We start from the raw sequence: 18385 nt of genomic DNA on the forward strand, positions 1-18385 counted from the left end.
TTTCATAACACCGGGTACAAAAAACAAAGGCGCATCGATTTGCATGACAAATCGATGCACCCGTGTTTGTGCATTCCTTTTGTTCCTCATCTGCCGGAACATTTGAGAGCTTGTACCATATAGAATAAAGCGTACAACCTTCCGGCGAATTTCAGGGGAACTGTGTTTTGTTCCCCCATGAAATCCGCGCGAAAATTCGCACAGCTATTCTATCGGTACAGGCTCTGGGAGATCGTAAGTCTTCTGACTCGCGTTAGAAGGAACCCTCTTGATAAGAGGTTCCTTTGCGTCCGTTTCCTACCTTCCCACAGCGCTTTTTACAGCTGCCCGCAGTGGCGGCCTTTCGGCTCACATATCCTATATTACAGGTATGGTATGCTTCGGAACGGTCTCGCGCTTACAGCGCCGGTCGCGCGGGGCTTTTCACCCCATTCCATCTACGCAGCTCCTGGCCCTTCGGAAAAACGGCAAATTCCCAAAAAAGCGGTACGGCAGCGGCGACGATCTCCTTCCTTTGTGCAAACAGAGCGGCAGCCCGCTTTGTTTGCCAACAGCATAGCACAAGCGTTTTCAAAATACAAGTCCCAACAACATCATTTTTTTGATATCCCTTTTCTAATTCGGCCGCTCTCGCCGCCTTTTTTCACCCTATTAAAAATCTTTCTTCTCTTTTCAAATTCCCAGGAAATCATGCGCTTTTTCTCAGTAACAAAAAGTCTGGTTCGCAAAAGTTCCGTGCCTTTCAAAAAAGAACGACAATATCCATTGACAGGGTAACTTTTATGGTATAGAATGAAGGCACAATTTTATATGCTCCGGCTTTTGTGGCAAATACGCGACCTCAAATCAGAGACACGTATTCTTGTTCGCTGAACATGTTCGCTGAACAAGGGAATCAGGTGCAAAACCTGAACACGGCCTTGTCCGGTCCTTTCCGTTCCCTTCGGAAGGGCGGCTTATCCGGCAAGGCGGTGCTGTAAGCATGGAGCGGGCTTTCTTTCTGCGAAAGCAGGTCACTGGCCGCCCCCTCGGGGCTGGGAAGGCGGGAAGCCCGCGTTGGCAATATGCCTGAACATGCCAGTCAGAAGACCTACAAAAAGAGGATAGTTTGAAAACGTCCGGCGTTTGCCGGAACGTCTTTTTCTCTTACCCACAAAGGCGACAGCTTTTTTGCTGCCGTCTTTTCTTTTGCCTGTCCACAAAGCGCGGCTTCCTATAAAATTTGTTATGACTGGACAAAAGAAAGGGTCGTTTCCTATGAAAAGACAAAAGAAAACACGAATGGCCGCCCTGCTGCTGGCGCTTCTTATGGTGGTGAGCCTGCTGCCCATACAGGCCCTGGCGGCCGTATCCGACAGCGCGGTGAATGAAACAGCGCTGGACACAGCTCAGTATCTCGCAAACACGGTGAAAAGCCCGCAGGTGGGCTCCATCGGCGGCGAATGGACCGTTCTGGGGCTGGCCCGCTCCGACAGCCAGGTTCCCTCCGATTATTACCCCAATTATTACGCCGCTGTGGAAAGCTATGTACAGGGCTGCAGCGGCATACTCAGCGATAAAAAGTATACAGAGTATTCCCGGGTGATCCTGGCCCTTGCCGCTTTGGGCAAGGATGCGAGAAATGTGGCGGGCTATGACCTCACACAGCCCCTGGGAGATTACGAAAAAACCATCTGGCAGGGCATAAACGGCCCGGTCTGGGCATTGCTTGCCCTGGATTCCAGAAATTATCCCATGCCCCAGGCCTCGGGCGCGAAAACACAGGCTGCCCGCCAGCTCTATGTGGACTATATCGTAAAAGCCCAGAACAGCGACGGCGGCTGGAGCCTGCAGGGCAAAAGCGCCGCTTCCGAGGTGGATATCACCGCCATGGCCCTGCAGGCTTTGGCAAAATACCGGGAGCAGCCCGCCGTCAGCCGGGCAGTGGAAAAGGGCTTGACCTGCCTTTCCAAAAAACAGAACGGCAGCGGCGGTTTTTCTCAGGACGGAGCGGTCAACGCGGAAAGCTGTGCCCAAGTGATCGTCGCTCTCTGCGAGCTGGGGATTTCCCTGGACGACCCCAGGTTTACAAAGGGCGGAAAAACTGCTGTGGACGAGCTGCTCACCTTCACCCGGAGAGGCAGCGGATTTTCTCATACCAAGACAAGATTTTCCTCCAATCTGATGGCCACAGAACAGGGACTTTACGCCCTGGCGGCCGTTCAGCGCGCCAGAAGCGGGCGCAGCAGCCTTTACCGCATGAGCGATGCGAGAATGGTAGATCTCAGCGGAGGCAGCCTGACCACCGGCGGCGGACTGCCCGGTAAAAACCAGGATATCACCGCAAGGCCTGTAACGGCTCCGGCCGCCACCTTCTCCGATATTTCCGCCTCCCCCAATCTCGCCGCCATCGAAGCCCTCGCTTCCCGGGAGATCGTGGTGGGAAAGGGCGCCGGGAAATTTGCCCCCGCCGCCAACATGACCCGCGCGGAATTCGCCACCATCGTAGTACAGGCGCTGGGATTGCCCAAAAAAGAAACCACCGTGTTCAAGGATGTTCCCGGCGGAAAATGGTATTCCGCCTATATCGGCTCCGCCTACGGCTACGGCATTGTGGCCGGCGTGTCAAAGGATCGGTTCAACCCCCACGGAACCATCACCAGGCAGGAGGCCGGGGCCATGGTGGCCCGCGCCGCCCGGCTCTGTGGGCTGAACAGCGAGCTGGACGACAGCGCTGTGCGGGATATTCTGGCACAGTTCTCCGATTATCCGAAAATCGAGCGCTGGGCAAGAAAGGATATGGCCTTCTGTTATCAGCTGGGGATCTTGGACTCCTCCGCTTTGACGGTACAGCCCCGCGTCGCCATACAACGCCAGGAAATGGCGCAGATGATTTATCATCTTCTGGTTTTTTCCAATCTGCTTTAAGGAGGTTCCCCATGTGGTGGAAAACGAACAAGTGGAAGGTGCTCCTTCCGGCGGCGGCCGTTCTGCTTTTGGCAGCTGCCTTTTGGCTGGGCGGCTCCTCCGATCCAAAACCAACCGCGCCCGCACAGACCGGTCTTTCTTCTGCCGTTCCCGCGCAAACCCCCGCCCCTGTCCTGAAGGCAGCGCCCTCTCCCGCCCCTTCCCCAAAAGCGCCAAAAAGTACAAAAGCGCCAGCCTCGCCCACCCCTGCGGCGTCTCCTGCCCCGGAAGCCCCTTTCACCCCGGAGCCGGAAGAGCCCACTCCTCCGCCTACACCGGACAACGAGCCTGACCGCTACCTGACAGACCCTGTTCCGGAGGGCAGGCCGGAGCCTGTGGAACCGGAGGAAACGGAAATTTCCGACGAAACGCACACCTGCACCTTATCCATTTCCTGTGAAACGATCCTGAACAACAGGGAGGCGCTGGATCCGGACAAGGCTGAGCTTGTCCCGGAGGACGGCTGGATCTTAAGGCCCGTTACCGTAACCTTTTATCAGGGGGAAAGCGTTTTCAATGTGCTGCAGCGCACCTGTAAGCAGCAGGGGATCCATATGGAATTTGAAAGCACAGTCATGTACCATTCCGCCTATATCGAAGGCATTCACAACCTGTATCAATTTGACTGCGGCGATCTTTCCGGCTGGATGTACAGCGTAAACGGCTGGTTCCCAAACTACGGCTGCAGCCGGTATCAGCTTCAGGAGGGGGACGTGATCTGTTGGGAGTACACCTGTGATCTGGGCGCTGATATCGGAAAAACCGCTGAGTAAAGGAGGATCTATGAATCACAGAGACTCACTTTCCAGCTTTCACCCCACTGTGGCATTTTTCTATTTTGCCGTGGTGCTGGTGCTCTCCATGTTCCTGACCCACCCCCTGTGTCTCGGAATCTCGCTGGGCTCCGCTTTGGCATACAATCTTGTTCTGCATGGAAAAAAAGCTGTGGGGAAACAGCTTTTTTTCCTGTTTCCCATGGCTTCCCTGGCCATTCTGGTCAACGCCGCCTTCAGCCATGCGGGAACTACCGTGCTCACCTATCTTCCCTCCGGCAATGTGCTTACGCTGGAAAGTATTTTGTACGGCTGCGCCGCAGCGGCCATGCTTTCCACGGCGATCCTCTGGTTTTCCTGTTTTCACGCGGTAATGACAGCCGACAAGCTGATGTACCTCTTTGGAAAGGGGATTCCCTCCCTATCGCTGGCGCTCTCCATGGCCCTGCGGTTTGTCCCCAGATTTCAGGAACAGCTCCATCGAATTTCCGATGCCCAGCGCTGTGTAAACAGAGGGACAGAGCATGGCAGCTTCCTTCAAAAAACCAAAAACGCCGTTTCCATGCTCTCCGTTCTGATCACATGGGCACTGGAAAACGCCATGGAAACCGCGGACAGTATGAAAAGCCGGGGATATGGCTTGCCGGGGCGCACCGCCTTTTCCCTGTATCGCTTTGACAGCCGGGACAAGGCTGTTCTCTGCTGGCTGCTGGCCGGTGGATTCTGCATCTTTTCCGGCTGGGCCTCCGGCAGCTTTATCTGGCGGTATTACCCCAGCATAAAGGGAGCCGGGCTTACGCCGCAGGCTGTCTGCTCCTATCTCTTTTACCTATTTTTCTGCCTCACGCCAACAGCGTTGGAGCTTTCTGAAAGGGCTCGCTGGAAAAAGCTGAGAGGCGTCGGTACATCGTCAGGACAAGGAGGCGATTCCCATGGAAAACAGCTTTGAGCTGTTCACTGTTTCCGGCTTCAGCTTTGCTTATCCCAATTCCTCCACGGCGGCCCTGCACAACATCCATCTTACCGTTCGCAAGGGGGAATTTCTTGTGCTGTGCGGCCCCTCCGGCAGCGGAAAATCCACACTGCTGCGGCAGCTGAAAGCCACATTGGCTCCTTTTGGGGAAAAAGCCGGAGAAATCCTGTTTTGCGGCAGGCCGCTTGCGGAAGTTGACCGGCGGGAGCAAAGCCAGAGGATCGGCTTTGTGTTTCAGTCCCCGGAAAATCAAATCGTTACCGACAAGGTATGGCACGAATTGGCATTTGGGCTGGAAAGCTTGGGCTGTGAAACCCCCACGATCCGCCGCCGCGTAGCGGAAATGGCGTCCTTTTTCGGAATAGAACCCTGGTTCACAAAAAATGTTTCCGAGCTTTCAGGGGGCCAGAAGCAGCTCTTGAACTTGGCCTCCGTGATGGTGCTGCAGCCCGATGTTTTGATTTTGGACGAACCTACCGGACAGCTGGATCCCATTGCGGCTTCCGATTTTTTGAACGCCTTGGGGCGCATCAACCGGGAACTGGGAACGACCGTTCTTCTTTCCGAGCACAGATTGGAGGAAGCGCTGCCCCTGGCCTCCACGGCGGCTGTGCTGGATCACGGGACCCTGCTTTGCATCGGAACTCCCGGGGAAATCGGGGCTGCGCTGCGGAAATCGGGACACTCCATGTTTCTGGGCATGCCCACCGCCATGCGGGTATGGGCGGCGGCAGGCTCCGCTCTTCCCTGTCCCATTACCGTTCGGGAGGGCAGACAGTGGCTTACTGCCTTTTCCTCTGAAAAAGCCCTTTCTCCTCTTCCCCCGGAACAGACTCTTTGTTATCCGGAGGAGCCCGTTCTGGAAGCCGAAGAGCTTTGGTTCTGCTATGAAAAGGAGCTTCCGGATATCGTAAAGGGCGTTTCCCTTACGCTGAAGCGGGGACAGTTTACCGCACTTTTGGGAGGAAACGGCGCGGGGAAAACCACTACGCTGAAGCTGCTTTCCGGTCTGCTGAAGCCGTATCGAGGCACGGTAAGGACGGCCGGCGTGCTCGCCGTGCTGCCGCAGGATCCGCAAACGCTCTTTGTAAAAAAGACTGTTTGGGAGGATCTGCTGAGCTTTCTGCGCGAGGAAGGCATTCCCCAAACCGAGGCGGAGCTCCAGGTGCGCCAAACCGCCGCTCTTTGCAGGCTGGAGGCTCTGCTGGAGCGCCACCCCTATGATCTGTCCGGCGGAGAACAACAGCGAGCCGCCTTGGCAAAGATCCTGCTTTTAGAGCCCGATATTCTTTTGCTGGACGAGCCCACAAAGGGACTGGACATGGAATTCAAGCAGATCTTTGCGGAAATTTTGCAGTCCCTTTTGGAAAAGGGAAAAGCTGTTCTCATGGTCAGCCACGATATTGAATTTTGCGCCGGTCACGCCCATCAATGCGCGCTTTTCTTTGAGGGAAACATCGCGGCTATGGGAACGCCCAGAGAATTTTTTTCCGGCAACAGCTTTTACACTACCGCCGCGAACCGTATGGCGCGGGGATTTGTTCCCGGAGCGGTCACCGCAGAAGAGCTGGCGTTCGCCTGCGGCGGGCAGCTTCCCGCCGCCCCAAAACAAAATACCGCGCCTCTTCCGGAACCGCCCATACAAAAGAGCTTGAAAAAGCGAAAAAAGCTGCCCCTCTGGCGAAAAGTCATCGCGGCAGTTACCGGGGTGTCTTTGCTTTTCCTGCTTTTGGAATTCGGAGGCGCTGTTCAGCTTCCTGTTTTCGCGCCGCTAAAGGCGCAAGGGCAGCTTTTCCTGTACGGACTCTGGTTTCTGCTGTGCTTTGCGTTTACCGCCGCCGTCTGCCGCCGATCCGAAAAGCCTCCGACAGTTCTTCCGCCGGAGGAGCGGAAAAAGCTTCCTCTCCGAACGATACTCGCGTCAGCTGTTATTTTGCTGTTGATTCCCGTCACGCTGTTCTGCGGCGTCGCTTTTTGGAACGGTCGAAAATACGCATTTCTTTCTCTTCTGATCCTTCTGGAAGCCATGCTTCCCTTCTTCCTTGTTTTTGAAGGAAAAAAGCCCAGTTCCAGAGAACTGGGCGTAATTGCGGTACTGAGCGCTCTGGGCATTGCGGGGCGGGCGGTTTTCTTTATGCTTCCCCAGTTTAAGCCCGTAATTGCCATTGTCATTTTGGCGGGCGCCGTTTTTGGCGGAGAAACCGGCTTTCTCACCGGGGCGATCACCATGCTCTGCTCCAATATGCTTACCGGGCAGGGGCCCTGGACGCCGTGGCAAATGTTCGCCATGGGCCTTGTGGGCTTTATTGCGGGCCTTCTGTTCCGGCAGGGCAGGCTCAGCCGAAATCGCATTATGCTGTGCCTGTACGGCGTTTTATCCGCCATACTTCTATACGGCGGCATTATGAACCCCGCCTCCTTACTGATGTTCAGCACGGAAATCAACTGGGAAATGCTGCTGGCCTATTATGTTTCCGGCTTTCCCTTTGACTGCGTTCATGCCGCAGCGACCTTCTTTTTTCTCTGGTTCGGCGCACAGCCCATGCTTCAGAAGCTGGAGCGCGTCAAAACAAAATACGGGATCGGCAAACAGCTTTTATAAAACTCCTTCTTTTCCCTGTTCAAATCCGCACCGAATTCGGGAAAACGCATACAATGGGAAGAAAGCAGCGTTACGCCAGAAAATATCGGACATAGCCCAGCAAAACCTGTGTGACGCCGCCATGAATCAAAGGAGGAGATTTCATGCCCGAAAACGAAGGCACTCCCGAATTCGATTGCCGGGATTATTTCAAAGAAGCAGTCTGTATCGACGCCATGCGGATCTACGATTCCTGCAGCGACAAAGACTGTCTTGAAGACATAAGGGTGCTATTCCCTGCGGACCGGCAGGCGCTGGTGGACAACGCCACAAACGTGCGGATCAAGGACGTAAGCGTCATCACTGTATATCTGGATCTGCAGCCCATTCCCTTTAACAAGGGCTTCTACTCCGTGGATATGACCTTTTTCTTCGACGTTTCTCTGGATTTGTTCGGCAGCTCCGCTTCTTGCCCCCTGCCGGTATGCGGCGTAGCCATCTTCAACAAAAAAGTAGTCCTGTACGGCAGCGAAGGCAACGTAAAAATGTTCTCCTCGGATCAGTGTGAAGAGAGCTGCGAGCCCCAGGATTCCACGGTGCTGCCCAAGGCTACGGTACAGGTGGCAGAGCCGGTGGCGCTGTCCGCCAAGCTGTGCGACAGACCGCTGTGCAGCTGCGAACCCTACTGCCGCATTCCCGAGTGCATCTGCCGTAGGTACGGCGGTGAATTCGAGTCCGCTCCCCAGCGGAACAACGTGTACGTCACCATTGGCCTTTTCACCATTGTGCAGATCGTGCGCAACGTGCAGATGCTGATCCCCGCCTATGACTTCTGTGTACCGGAGAAGGAATGCGTCACGTCCAGCGATAATCCCTGCGAGCTGTTCCGCCGCATCGACTTCCCCACCGACGAATTTTTCCCGCCCAGAGCCTCAGATCTGGGCGACGGCGGCAGATGCTGCAAATAAGCCTGAAAGACCGGTAAAAATTTCAAAAGCAGACCCCTTCAGCCCAAATGCCGAGGGGGTCTGCTTTCTATAAATAAAACCAAGCCGGTTTCCCACGGAACCGAAAAAAGTTTTTTCTGGAAAATTTTTCCAAATAAAATGGCGTAAAGGGGTTGACTTTTTTAAAAATTCTCCATATAATTTCACATAATACAAGTGATTTTATTCTGTGGGCCAAATTTTCTTACGAACATTCAGATAACTCTATCACAAGGGCGAGGAGGCGCGCCATGGCGGAATATTGCATAGATTGCTGGAACAAGCTTAACAAGCCTGTTCCGCCGAAGCCGCCGGAGCAGTTTATTCTTTCCGACATGCCTGAGCTTTGCGAGGGCTGTGGAAAATACCGCCCCACGGTAATCATGGAGCGAAGGGGTTACTGCCGGCACAGGTTCCGGTTTCTACAGCTGCCCGGAAAGCTGATGTGCGCCCTGTGGAATTTGATCACAGCACCCTATCGTCTGCGCAAGAACAGAAGAAACGGTTCCCGCCGAAGTTAGCGGGAACCGCTTTTTGATTTGTTTTCTCTGTCAGCTTTCGCGATCCGGGCAATTTTTTGTGTAAACTTCTTCCGGCACAAACCCTTTTACAGCAGTTTTGCGACAATATCTCCCATCTCGGTGCAGGAAACCTTTTTGCAGCTTGCTGCCGCGCCGCTGACCTCCGTGTAGATATCCGGGGTACGGGCCTGCTCCAGTGCCTTGGCCGCCGCCGCCTCGATGGCGTCCGCCGCCTGGGGCTCGTTCAGGGAATACCGCAGCATCATAGCGCCGGAAAGAATGGTGGCCAGGGGATTCGCGATATTCTGCCCGGCGATGTCCGGAGCGGAGCCGTGAATGGGCTCATAAAGACCGAAGCCGCTGTCTCCCAGGCTGGCGGAGGCCAGCATGCCGATGGAACCGCTGATCATGGAGGCCTCATCGGAAAGGATATCCCCAAACATATTGGAAGTGACGATCACATCGAATTGCGCGGGGTTGCGCACCAGCTGCATGGCGCAGTTATCCACGTACATATGGCTGACCTGCACCTCAGGGTATTCCTTCGCCATTTCGTCCACGGTTTTTCTCCACAGGCGGGAAGTATCCAGCACGTTTGCCTTATCCACGCTACACAGGCGTTTGTTTCGCTTTTGGGCCATGTCAAAAGCCACCCGGGCGATGCGCTGGATCTCCGGCAGACTGTAACGCTCCGTATCATAGGCGGAGATCGTTCCGTTTTCCTCAGAGGTTCCCCGGTCGCCGAAATAGATGCCCCCGGTCAACTCCCGCACCACCATGATATCCAGGCTGTCGCCGATGATCTCCTCCTTCAGGGGAGATGCCTCCCGCAGAGGCGGGAAAATCACGGCAGGGCGCAAATTTGCGTAAAGTCCAAGAGCTTTACGAATTCCCAAAAGGCCCTTTTCCGGCCGGTTTGGGCCGGGCTGGGAATCCCACTTCGGGCCGCCCACAGCGCCCAGCAGCACAGAATCGGACGCCTTGCAGATTGTTACGGTCTCCTCCGGCAGCGGAACGCCGGTTTCGTCAATGGCTGCTCCGCCCAGCAGAGCCTCAGTAAATTCCAGAGAAAAACCGAATTTATCAGCGGCTTTTTTCAAGACCTTCACCGTCTCTTCCACGATCTCAGGGCCGATCCCATCGCCCTTTAATACAGCAATTTTATAGTTTTTCATGGAAAGTTATTCTCCTTTACACTATGCGCAAGCTCTTGTCTCAAATTTTCTTTTCGCAGCGGTTGATAGCACCGATAATTCCCTTCACAGAGGCAATGCTGATATTGCTGTCCATGCCCACGCCGAATACGATCTGCCCGTTGTGGCGCAGCTGGATATAGGAAACCGCCTTGGAATCCGCTCCGCCGGACACGGCGTGCTCGCTGTAGGAAACAAACTCATACTCTGTCAGGCCAATGGTGCGCAGGGCGTTAAAGAATGCGTCGATGGGGCCGTTGCCCTTGCCGGATACCGCCCGGGTATTGTGGTCGTACCGAATGGTGCCCTCAAAATCCACCACAACTTCTCCGCTGCCGCCGTCCTCCTCGAAGATTTTATAGGTCAGCAGGTGATAGGGCTCTGTAACCTCCAGATATTCCTTGCGGAAAATCTCAAATACCTCGCCCGGGGTGATCTCCCTGCCGCAGCTGTCGCAGGCGTGCTTGACGAGGTCGCCGAATTCCGGGTGCATGGCCTTGGGCAGGTCATAGCCGAAGCTCTGGCGCATCACAAAGGCCGCCCCGCCCTTGCCGGACTGGCTGTTAATGCGGATAATGGGCTCGTACTGGCGGCCCAGATCCGCCGGGTCGATGGGCAGATAGGGTACCTCCCAGTAGGGGGAATTCTCCTTTTGCAGGAAGCTGATACCCTTGTTGATAGCATCCTGATGAGAGCCGGAAAAGGCGGTGAACACCAGCTCGCCCGCATAAGGGTGGCGCTGGTGCACCTTCATCTGGGTACACTCCTCATAGATTTTCCGCACATGGTTCATGTGGGTGAAATCCAGCTCAGGATCCACACCCTGAGAATAGAGGTTCATGGCCACGTTCATGATATCCGTGTTGCCGGTGCGTTCGCCGTTTCCGAACAGGGTGCCCTCCACACGGTCTGCCCCGGCCATAACGCCCAGCTCGGTGGCCGCCGTACAGGTACCCCGGTCGTTGTGGGGGTGAATACTGAGAATGGCGCAGTTCCGGTGCTTCATGTTCCGGTGGCAGTATTCCACCTGATCCGCATAGGTATTGGGGGTGGACATTTCCACCGTGTTGGGAAGGTTTATGATGACCTTGTGCTCCGGGTCTGCGCCCAGCTCCTCCAGGATCTTATCACAGATCAGTACGGAATTTTCCACCTCTGTGCCGGAAAAGCTCTCGGGAGAATACTCATAGCGGATATTGATATCGCTCTTTGCCGTGATCTCCTCGGTCAACTGCCGAATAAGTCTTGCCCCGCTGACGGCAATATCGATCACACCCTGCATATCCGTGTTGAACACCACCTTCCGCTGCAAAGTAGAGGTGGAATTATAGAAATGAACGATCACGTTCTTCGCCCCGTCGATGGCCTCAAAGGTTTTCCGGATCAAATGCTCTCTGGCCTGTACCAGCACCTGCACCGTCACGTCCTCCGGGATCAGGTTCTGCTCAATGAGCGCCCGCAGGATCTCATATTCCGTTTCGGAGGCAGAGGGAAAGCCCACCTCGATCTCCTTAAAGCCGATATCGCACAGAAGCTGAAAATATTCCAGCTTCTGCTCCAGGTTCATGGGGTTGACCAGCGCCTGATTGCCGTCCCGCAGATCCACACTGCACCAAATGGGCGCCTTTGTGATCACCTTGTCCGGCCAGGTGCGGTCCGGCAAAGCAATGGGCTGGAAGGGCTTATACTTTTTGTAGCCTTGATTCATAAGAAATTCCATCCTTTCACGCATTTTCTTTTTCTGAAATAAGCTGGTAAAAAAGCCCCGGACACAGAAACGATCTGCGTCCGGGGCGAAAATCTGCAAGGATCTACGCGGTACCACCCGTGTTCGGCAGCGGGATCACACCCGTGCCCTCAAAAGGTCTCTTTTTTCAGAAACCCCTGGCGAGTAACGCCGCCATACGTCCTTTCCTACGGCCCGCGGGCTTTCAAAAAGGAGACTCCGGGATCAGCATACACGCCGCGCCGTACACCTGCTTGCACCATGGAAAAGCTTTGCTTTCCCCCGCAGGCTCTCTGAAGAACAGCTTGCAGCGTCTTCTTCCCATCGCAGTCTTTTTGGGATATAGTACGCATTATAAGCGGTAAAAACGGGTTTGTCAAGCCCCGCTAAAACAAATTGGAGAGATCGTTTACGAGCTCTTCGTTGCGCGTCATGGAAATATTGTTCAGGAAGATCACATCCTGTGCCCCTGTTTCCGCGGCCAGCTCGGCGATGCTTCCTTCGTAATAGCGGTAATCCACCACGATCATTCTGCGGTAGTGGTTTGCCAAAAACGGCACAAGGGCATTCCCGAAGGATTCCTTTACCACAACGCAGGAAGGGCCGTCCGCCAGGTCGTGATTCACGATCTCCTCATAGGGCTGGTCCCCCGCCGCGAAGATCAGATACAATAGCTCGGAAGCGTATTCACTGCCGTCTTCGATCAGGGCCTGTGAGTAGGTTTCGCCATCGACAGTGGTATAGCTCAGAGAGATCTCCGCCCGGGGAAGGTACGCTTCCACAATATCCGGGTGATTTTCCATGGCCTCATTGGGGGCATCGCTGTAAAAGCTGCCCAGAAAGCCGGAATATTCCTTTTTGTCAAACTGCGCGAGCGGCACGGGAGCTATTCCCTTGGCCCCGCAAAACTCCACATAGGCGTAATAGGCCCCCAGCTGCGTCCAGTGATGGTCAGTGCGGAAGTAAATGTATTCCCCGGCGTGAGCCCGCAGGGGATCAAACAGCGACACCGTTTTCACACGAGGAGCCAGACCGCCAATGGAGGGGTACAGGTATTCTTCAATGGCCTTCCTCTGGTCAGAGCTGTTGATGCCGTGCTGCTCGATATAACTCTCCGGCAGCATCACGCCCATGCTGGTGGGGATCACCAGGTCGTAAAGCGTTCTGTCCCCCAGCTGTTCCTGCGCCCGGGCCACGGTGGAAATATACTCGTTGGCAAAGTCCGTGACAAAATTATAATACTCATAGCCCGTATCGCCGATTTTCAGCAGCGCTCCCAGCTGCTCCGGGTCGCCCGCAGGCGGCTTCTGTTCCGGAAGCGGCGTGGGCTCCGCTTCCTTTTTGGGCTCGGAGGATACCGGCGCGGAGGAAGGCGGAGAAGGCTCCGGCTTGGAAGGCGCGGAAGAGAGAGCCCCGGAGGAGACGCCGGACGCGGCGGGCGCCTTTTGCTCTTCTTTCCCGGAAAACAGGAAAAACCACAGAGCCGCAATCAAAACCGCAAGCAGCGGTAGAAGCCACAGCAGCAGGAATCCGTTCTTTTTCGCGGCGTGTTTCGGGCGTCCGGCTGATCCGCGCAGGGAAGGTCGTTGTTCCATAAAACATTCCTCTCTTCTTTTTTGGAAATATCCTTATTTTTTATTGAAATTCAGCTCCGGCTTATCTTCTCTCGGCCTGGCCGGCCTGGCGCCTTCTGCGCTTTCGGAAGAAATGCACAGGCAGCCAAATCAACAGAACCAGAAAAAGGAAAAGCAAAAGCAGCAGAAGCGTCAGGACAAGGGGAAGAAAATGGGACGGCAGCCACCCGCTGCCCTCCAGCTCGAACACGGCGCTGGGGGGGATCTCGGCCCGATCCAGCGCCTGCTCGGCCGGGGGAACAGCCGTGCCGGAGGCCTTCAGGAAAATGCCGCTCAGCTCATAGGGCTGAGCCTTTGGAAGCTCCAGCTGAAGCCAGCTGCCTTCTCCCCCCTTCACCCGATAAAGCTGATACACATAACGCATCGATCCGGCCTCATAGGCCATCACCTTGAGAAATCGATCCTCCTTGCCGCTTGGAAGCAGCGACAGCACATACTCCTCCCCGGCGGGAACGGTAAGCATTCCCGCGTTTCCCAAGGCCGCCGCGCAGGGGCGTTCCACAGGGTTTCCCGCCGCGTCCGCCAGCAGATACTCCGTATCTTTCGGAAGAAAGATCCGCCGGTAGCCGGTATCGGAAACAAACAGCTTTTCCGGCTGCTCCTGAGACAGCACCCAGGAAACGTACACCTCTGGACAGTGCTCGTAAAAAAGCTGGCTGGAAAGGGGAAGCTTTCCCAGCCTATTTTCTTCCAGACCCAGCTTTTCCATGGAAAGATCATAGAGAAACACCGAGAGCAGGGTGTCCGCTGTGGGAGCCTCCCCCAAAAGCATGTGATCCACCTCCACGTCCTCTGAAAGGATCCGGCAGATCTCCCGAAGAAGCGTGTAGGTGCTGGAGTTGTTTTCCCAGGCGGAATCGATCACTGTTTCCACCTCTGACTCATAATGCTCCGCCGTGCCTATCATATCGTACAAAAGTTGGTAAAGCTTCTGAATAAACCAGTTGCATTCCGGGCTGCTTTCATAAGCTCCGCCGGTGATCTCCCGGTAAATTTCCTTTACCGGCTCGCAGCGGGACTCATAGTCCGCCGTTGTTTCCCGGGCCGGAAGCCGAAGGGTAGTCCCCAGCTTTCCATAGCCCCATTCCGAAAACGGAATGGAGGGAATGGGGTCAAACATGCCTACAATATTAAAAATGGAGGAGTAGTCATATTCCTCGCTGAATTTTTTCGCCTTGGCGTTATTGGGCGTGGCGAAGGTATAGACAAAGAGGTTCTCCGGGGCGATCTGTTCCGTGGAAAGCATCAACACGGCGGCCATGTTGCTCACCGCCGCGGCCCGGCTGTAGCCGCCCATCCAGATCTTCACGCGCTTTCCGGCGGCATATCTCTCCGCATAGTCGAACACCCGCTCAAACACGGTAAAGCCCGCGGAGAAAAAGCCCTCGTGAACATCCTCGTCTCCAAAGGAAAAATTGCTGAGCCATTCATCCTGATAGCCCCCGCCGCTGACCGCCACCGCCAGAAGGGTAAATTCCCCTTCCGCGTCCTCCAGGGGTTTTGAAGCGATCAGGGTGGCGATCGTCTTCGCGGTAGGGCGCTCGTTGAATTCCTGGCTCTCCAGCTGAGAAAAACCTGCCTGCGTGAGATATTCCCGAATATTTTGATCCTTCCGATCCAAAGCCTGATCCGCGCTGCGAAAGGCGGAAACCGCCATGCCCAGCGTACACTGGGCCAAAGCATGCCGGTACTCCGTGCCGGAGCCGGAAAAGTAGCTGTCCCGGTAGGGAAACTGATAGGAAAGCTCATCGGGATAGGCCGCGGAATCAAACCGGCCTGTCAAAAAAATGGGCTTCTCCCCTTCCGCCGCGGATCCATTCAAGGAAAGCTGCCCCACAAAGAGGAACAGCGCCAAAAAAAGCGCGACCGCGTTTTGAGGCCTTCGATTTCGCACCGCCGTATCTCTCCCCTCCCGGTTTTTTGATAACAATTCATTTCCACAGAAAAAATCTGTTCCGGCCGCTATGACCGGGGCAAAAGCGTTTTGTACCCTTCCTTGCACACAAAAGCTTTTATTCAGTAAATAAACATTCACTTTTTTGAGATTATACTATACCACCCGTGAAAATGCAACCGAAATTCCACTCTGAGCCTCGAAAAAAGTCTAAACCGCTTTTTCAGCGGTGAAAAACTGCTTTTTTCAGATTGCCCTTTTTCTTTTTTTATACTATACTATGGCTTATCCGATATACGCCTGATAGCGAAGATATAAAAGCAGGGAATTTTCCCTGCTTTCCGAAAAGGAAAGGAACCTTTTTATGAAACGAACCACTGTTTTTCTGCTTTTCTTCTGTCTGCTGCTGGGCGGCTGTTCCGCCAAAAAAGCAGCTTCCGATTCCAATATTACAGAAAACGGTTCCGCTCTCTCCGCCGCTTCGAAGGCGGAAGCTTTCCTGCTGACCGATTCCAACGGGGACGCTTTAGAGGTTCCCGCCGATCCCAGAACGGTGTGCCTGTACGGCTCTTATGCCGACGCCTGGCTCTCCGCCGGAGGAAGCCTTGTGGGAACCACAGAGGACGCGGTGGAGGAGCGGGGGCTGGACGTGGGAAATGCCGCCATTGTGGGCACGGTAAAGGAGCCCAACACGGAAAAGATCATCGCGCTGGATCCGGAGCTTGTGATCCTCTCCGCCGATATTGTTCCCCACCAGGAGATCCGGGACGTGCTGGAGGACGCTGGGCTCACCTGCGCCTATTTCCGCGTAGATACCTTTGCGGATTACGCCGCCATGATGAAAGGCTTCTGCACCGTTACCGGGCGGGACGACCTGTACCGGGAAACGGTGGAAAAGCCGGAGGCCCTGATCGGATCCGTCACCGCCGCCGCGCAAAAACGGCAAACAGAGGCACAGCCCTCGGTACTGCTGATCCGTGCCTTTTCCTCCGGCATCAAGGCGAAATCCGACGAAGAGCTTGCCGGGGCTATCTTAAAGGAACTGGGCTGCCACAATATCGCCGACGACCATCCTTCCATGCTGGAGGATCTGAGCCTGGAGGAAGTGATCGAAGCGGATCCGGATTTCATTTTTGTCACCACCATGGGCAGCGAGAAAAAAGCGTTGAGCTACCTGGATTCCCTGATCGCGGAAAACCCTGCCTGGCAGGAGCTTTCCGCTGTAAAAGAGGGGCGGTATGTGGTGTTGCCCAAGGAGCTGTTTCACTATAAACCCAACGCGCGCTGGGGGGAAAGCTATGGGTATCTGGCTGAGATCCTTTATCCCGGTATCGACTATGAAAAATAAGACCTGGGCAAAGCTGCTGCTTGCCGGACTTTTCCCCCTGCTCTGCGCGTTTTTTGGGCTGAGTCTGGGCTCTTCCTCCCTGCCCTTTTTCCAGAGCCTGGGAAAGCTGCTTCAGGGAGATGTTTCCTCCCCGGAGACCCGTATTCTGCTGTATGTACGCTTGCCTCGGGTCTGCGCTTCCCTGCTGGCCGGGGCGGCGCTGGCGGTCAGCGGCGTACTGATCCAGGCGGCTTTGGGCAATCCGCTCGCCGCCCCCAATGTGATCGGCGTCAATGCCGGGGCAGGCTTTTTCACTTTTCTCTCTATGGCCCTTCTCCCCGCAAGCCGGTGGGCTTCCTCGCTGGGCGCCTTTTTGGGAGCGCTGCTGGCTACTTTAGTCATTTACGCGGTTGCCGCGGCGGCCGGCGCGGGAAAGCTCACCATTATTCTGGCCGGAGTGGCGGTCAGCAGTATTTTTACCGCTGGAATCAACACGGTAAAAACCTTTTTCCCCGATACTCTGTACAACGGCGGTACTTTTCTGATCGGCGGGTTTTCCGGCGTTTCCCTAAAGGATATCACCCCGGCCTGGGGGCTGATCCTGACAGCGCTACTGCTGGCGCTGCTGCTGGCCCGGCAGACCGATGTGCTGTGTCTGGGGGAAGAGACTGCCCGCAGTCTGGGGCTTCCTGTAAGAGAGGTGCGGTTTGGACTGATCCTCACCGCCTGTGTGCTTGCCGGGTGCGCGGTGAGCTTTTCGGGGCTTCTCAGCTTTGTGGGGCTGATCGTCCCCCACATTGCCCGCAGGCTGTTCGGCTCCTCCCACCGCGTTCTCTGCGCCGCCAGCTGTTTTTTGGGAGCGGGCTTTGTCGCCCTTTGCGATCTGCTCAGCCGGGTGCTTTTCGCCCCCTATGAAATTCCGGTGGGCATCTTGCTTTCCCTGTTGGGCGGCCCCTTTTTCCTCTTTCTGCTGCTGCGCGGCCGGAAACGGGGCTACTCCCTTCAAAAAGAAAAAGCCAGCTCCGGGCGGGAAGGGGGAAGCTCCCTATGATAGAATTTTCCAAGGTGCGGGCTGGATACGGCTTCCGGGAAATTTTGCACGGCATTGACTTCACCGTAAACCGGGGAGAGATCGTTTCCCTCATCGGCCCCAATGGCTGCGGAAAGACTACCCTGCTTCGGGCCGCCTGCGGATTTTTGCCCCTTTCCGGCGGGGAGATCCGCTTTCTGGGCCGAAAGCAGGCGGAGTTCGGCCGCAGGGAATTTGCCAGGCTGGCGGCGTTTCTGCCCCAGGCTCGAGACGTCCCCGCCATTCGGGCGGACAGTCTGATCGCCCACGGCAGATACCCCCATCTTTCCTTTGGGCGCGATTTGACTGACAAAGACCGTAAAGCGATAGAGCTTGCCATAGAGCAAACCGGCGTTTCCGGACTGTTGGGAAAAGAGCTTTCCGAGCTTTCCGGAGGTGAGCGGCAGCGAGTGTATTTGGCTATGACTTTAGCTCAGGACGCAGAAATTCTATTTCTGGACGAGCCCACCACCTATCTGGATATCGGCCAGAAACACGAAACGTTGGAGCTGATCCGCAAAATTCGCGACCTGGGGAAAACCATTCTCATGGTACTGCACGACCTGCCCCTGGCCTTTGCCTGCAGCGACCGGATCGCCCTATTGGAAAATGGCAGCCTGCGGGCCTTCGGCCCCGCCGGCGAAGTGTTCGACAGCGGCCTCCCCGCCGAAATATTCGGCGTTTCCTCCCGCCGGGTGGAGCTGGAGGGAAAAACGGAATACCTGTTTTTCAGGGAATAGAGTAAAGTAGAATTAGCGATGA

At 55.4% G+C, this 18385-nt stretch carries 13 protein-coding genes and 2 riboswitches; of the genes, 9 read left to right on the forward strand and 4 right to left on the reverse strand.

Annotated elements, in window-relative coordinates; translation table 11 throughout:
* Positions 1-216 precede the first annotated feature (216 nt).
* A riboswitch (cobalamin riboswitch) is annotated at positions 217-488 on the reverse strand.
* A gap of 357 nt (positions 489-845) precedes the next feature.
* Positions 846-1112, forward strand: a riboswitch (cobalamin riboswitch).
* A gap of 145 nt (positions 1113-1257) precedes the next feature.
* The 6 genes from U8T64_RS04540 to U8T64_RS04565 all read left to right on the forward strand — a co-directional run bounded on the left by U8T64_RS04540 (position 1258) and on the right by U8T64_RS04565 (position 8780).
* Positions 1258-2907 carry an S-layer homology domain-containing protein gene (locus U8T64_RS04540; protein WP_322181375.1) on the forward strand — a complete coding sequence of 550 codons (1650 nt, stop codon included), beginning with the start codon at positions 1258-1260 and terminating at the stop codon, positions 2905-2907.
* Between the two features lie 11 nt (positions 2908-2918).
* On the forward strand, positions 2919-3719 hold the full coding sequence (locus tag U8T64_RS04545) for a DUF4430 domain-containing protein (RefSeq protein ID WP_322181377.1): 801 nt from the start codon (positions 2919-2921) through the stop codon (positions 3717-3719).
* Between the two features lie 10 nt (positions 3720-3729).
* Positions 3730-4668 carry an energy-coupling factor transporter transmembrane component T gene (locus U8T64_RS04550; RefSeq protein ID WP_322181379.1) on the forward strand — a complete coding sequence of 313 codons (939 nt, stop codon included), beginning with the start codon at positions 3730-3732 and terminating at the stop codon, positions 4666-4668.
* A complete protein-coding gene (locus U8T64_RS04555; protein WP_322181381.1) occupies positions 4652-7294 on the forward strand; it encodes an ATP-binding cassette domain-containing protein in 2643 nt (880 codons plus the stop codon). Before U8T64_RS04550 ends, U8T64_RS04555 begins: the two co-directional genes overlap by 17 nt.
* A gap of 143 nt (positions 7295-7437) precedes the next feature.
* A complete protein-coding gene (locus U8T64_RS04560) occupies positions 7438-8241 on the forward strand; it encodes a hypothetical protein (protein WP_322181383.1) in 804 nt (267 codons plus the stop codon).
* Between the two features lie 269 nt (positions 8242-8510).
* Positions 8511-8780: a hypothetical protein gene (locus U8T64_RS04565; protein WP_322181385.1), complete on the forward strand. Its 270-nt coding sequence runs from the start codon at positions 8511-8513 to the stop codon at positions 8778-8780.
* An 86-nt stretch (positions 8781-8866) separates the two neighbouring features.
* Here the strand turns inward: U8T64_RS04565 and leuB are convergent, their stop codons facing one another.
* The 4 genes from leuB to U8T64_RS04585 all read right to left on the reverse strand — a co-directional run bounded on the left by leuB (position 8867) and on the right by U8T64_RS04585 (position 15227).
* Positions 8867-9955 carry a 3-isopropylmalate dehydrogenase gene (gene leuB, locus U8T64_RS04570; protein ID WP_322181387.1) on the reverse strand — a complete coding sequence of 363 codons (1089 nt, stop codon included), beginning with the start codon at positions 9953-9955 and terminating at the stop codon, positions 8867-8869.
* A gap of 40 nt (positions 9956-9995) precedes the next feature.
* A complete protein-coding gene (gene leuA, locus U8T64_RS04575; RefSeq protein ID WP_322181389.1) occupies positions 9996-11681 on the reverse strand; it encodes a 2-isopropylmalate synthase in 1686 nt (561 codons plus the stop codon).
* A gap of 404 nt (positions 11682-12085) precedes the next feature.
* Entirely contained in the window at positions 12086-13294 is a 1209-nt protein-coding gene (locus U8T64_RS04580) for a DHHW family protein (RefSeq protein WP_322181390.1), read from the reverse strand.
* A 61-nt stretch (positions 13295-13355) separates the two neighbouring features.
* Entirely contained in the window at positions 13356-15227 is a 1872-nt protein-coding gene (locus U8T64_RS04585) for a lipase family protein (protein WP_322181392.1), read from the reverse strand.
* A gap of 364 nt (positions 15228-15591) precedes the next feature.
* On the opposite strand from U8T64_RS04585, the gene U8T64_RS04590 reads away from it, so the two are divergent.
* The 3 genes from U8T64_RS04590 to U8T64_RS04600 are packed head-to-tail and all read left to right on the forward strand — an operon-like array spanning position 15592 to position 18363.
* Positions 15592-16575 (forward strand): ABC transporter substrate-binding protein, encoded by a 984-nt coding sequence (locus tag U8T64_RS04590; RefSeq protein WP_322181394.1) that lies wholly within the window; start codon positions 15592-15594, stop codon positions 16573-16575.
* Entirely contained in the window at positions 16526-17605 is a 1080-nt protein-coding gene (locus U8T64_RS04595; protein WP_322181396.1) for a FecCD family ABC transporter permease, read from the forward strand. Before U8T64_RS04590 ends, U8T64_RS04595 begins: the two co-directional genes overlap by 50 nt.
* Entirely contained in the window at positions 17602-18363 is a 762-nt protein-coding gene (locus U8T64_RS04600) for an ABC transporter ATP-binding protein (protein ID WP_322181397.1), read from the forward strand. Before U8T64_RS04595 ends, U8T64_RS04600 begins: the two co-directional genes overlap by 4 nt.
* The last annotated feature ends 22 nt before the right edge of the window (positions 18364-18385 follow it).

The sequence above is a fragment of the Neglectibacter caecimuris genome (assembly GCF_034335015.1).
GTDB lineage: Bacteria > Bacillota > Clostridia > Oscillospirales > Acutalibacteraceae > Acutalibacter > Acutalibacter caecimuris_A.

Excerpts from the sequence above, each read along its gene's own strand:
- U8T64_RS04555 (WP_322181381.1), top strand. The coding sequence starts at position 4,652 with ATGGAAAACAGCTTTGAGCTGTTCACTGTTTCCGGCTTCAGCTTTGCT.
- leuB (WP_322181387.1), bottom strand. The coding sequence starts at position 9,955 with ATGAAAAACTATAAAATTGCTGTATTAAAGGGCGATGGGATCGGCCCT.
- U8T64_RS04540 (WP_322181375.1), top strand. The coding sequence starts at position 1,258 with ATGAAAAGACAAAAGAAAACACGAATGGCCGCCCTGCTGCTGGCGCTT.
- U8T64_RS04590 (WP_322181394.1), top strand. The coding sequence starts at position 15,592 with ATGAAACGAACCACTGTTTTTCTGCTTTTCTTCTGTCTGCTGCTGGGC.
- U8T64_RS04565 (WP_322181385.1), top strand. The coding sequence starts at position 8,511 with ATGGCGGAATATTGCATAGATTGCTGGAACAAGCTTAACAAGCCTGTT.
- U8T64_RS04560 (WP_322181383.1), top strand. The coding sequence starts at position 7,438 with ATGCCCGAAAACGAAGGCACTCCCGAATTCGATTGCCGGGATTATTTC.
- U8T64_RS04580 (WP_322181390.1), bottom strand. The coding sequence starts at position 13,294 with ATGGAACAACGACCTTCCCTGCGCGGATCAGCCGGACGCCCGAAACAC.
- U8T64_RS04600 (WP_322181397.1), top strand. The coding sequence starts at position 17,602 with ATGATAGAATTTTCCAAGGTGCGGGCTGGATACGGCTTCCGGGAAATT.
- U8T64_RS04595 (WP_322181396.1), top strand. The coding sequence starts at position 16,526 with ATGGGTATCTGGCTGAGATCCTTTATCCCGGTATCGACTATGAAAAAT.
- leuA (WP_322181389.1), bottom strand. The coding sequence starts at position 11,681 with ATGAATCAAGGCTACAAAAAGTATAAGCCCTTCCAGCCCATTGCTTTG.
- U8T64_RS04545 (WP_322181377.1), top strand. The coding sequence starts at position 2,919 with ATGTGGTGGAAAACGAACAAGTGGAAGGTGCTCCTTCCGGCGGCGGCC.
- U8T64_RS04550 (WP_322181379.1), top strand. The coding sequence starts at position 3,730 with ATGAATCACAGAGACTCACTTTCCAGCTTTCACCCCACTGTGGCATTT.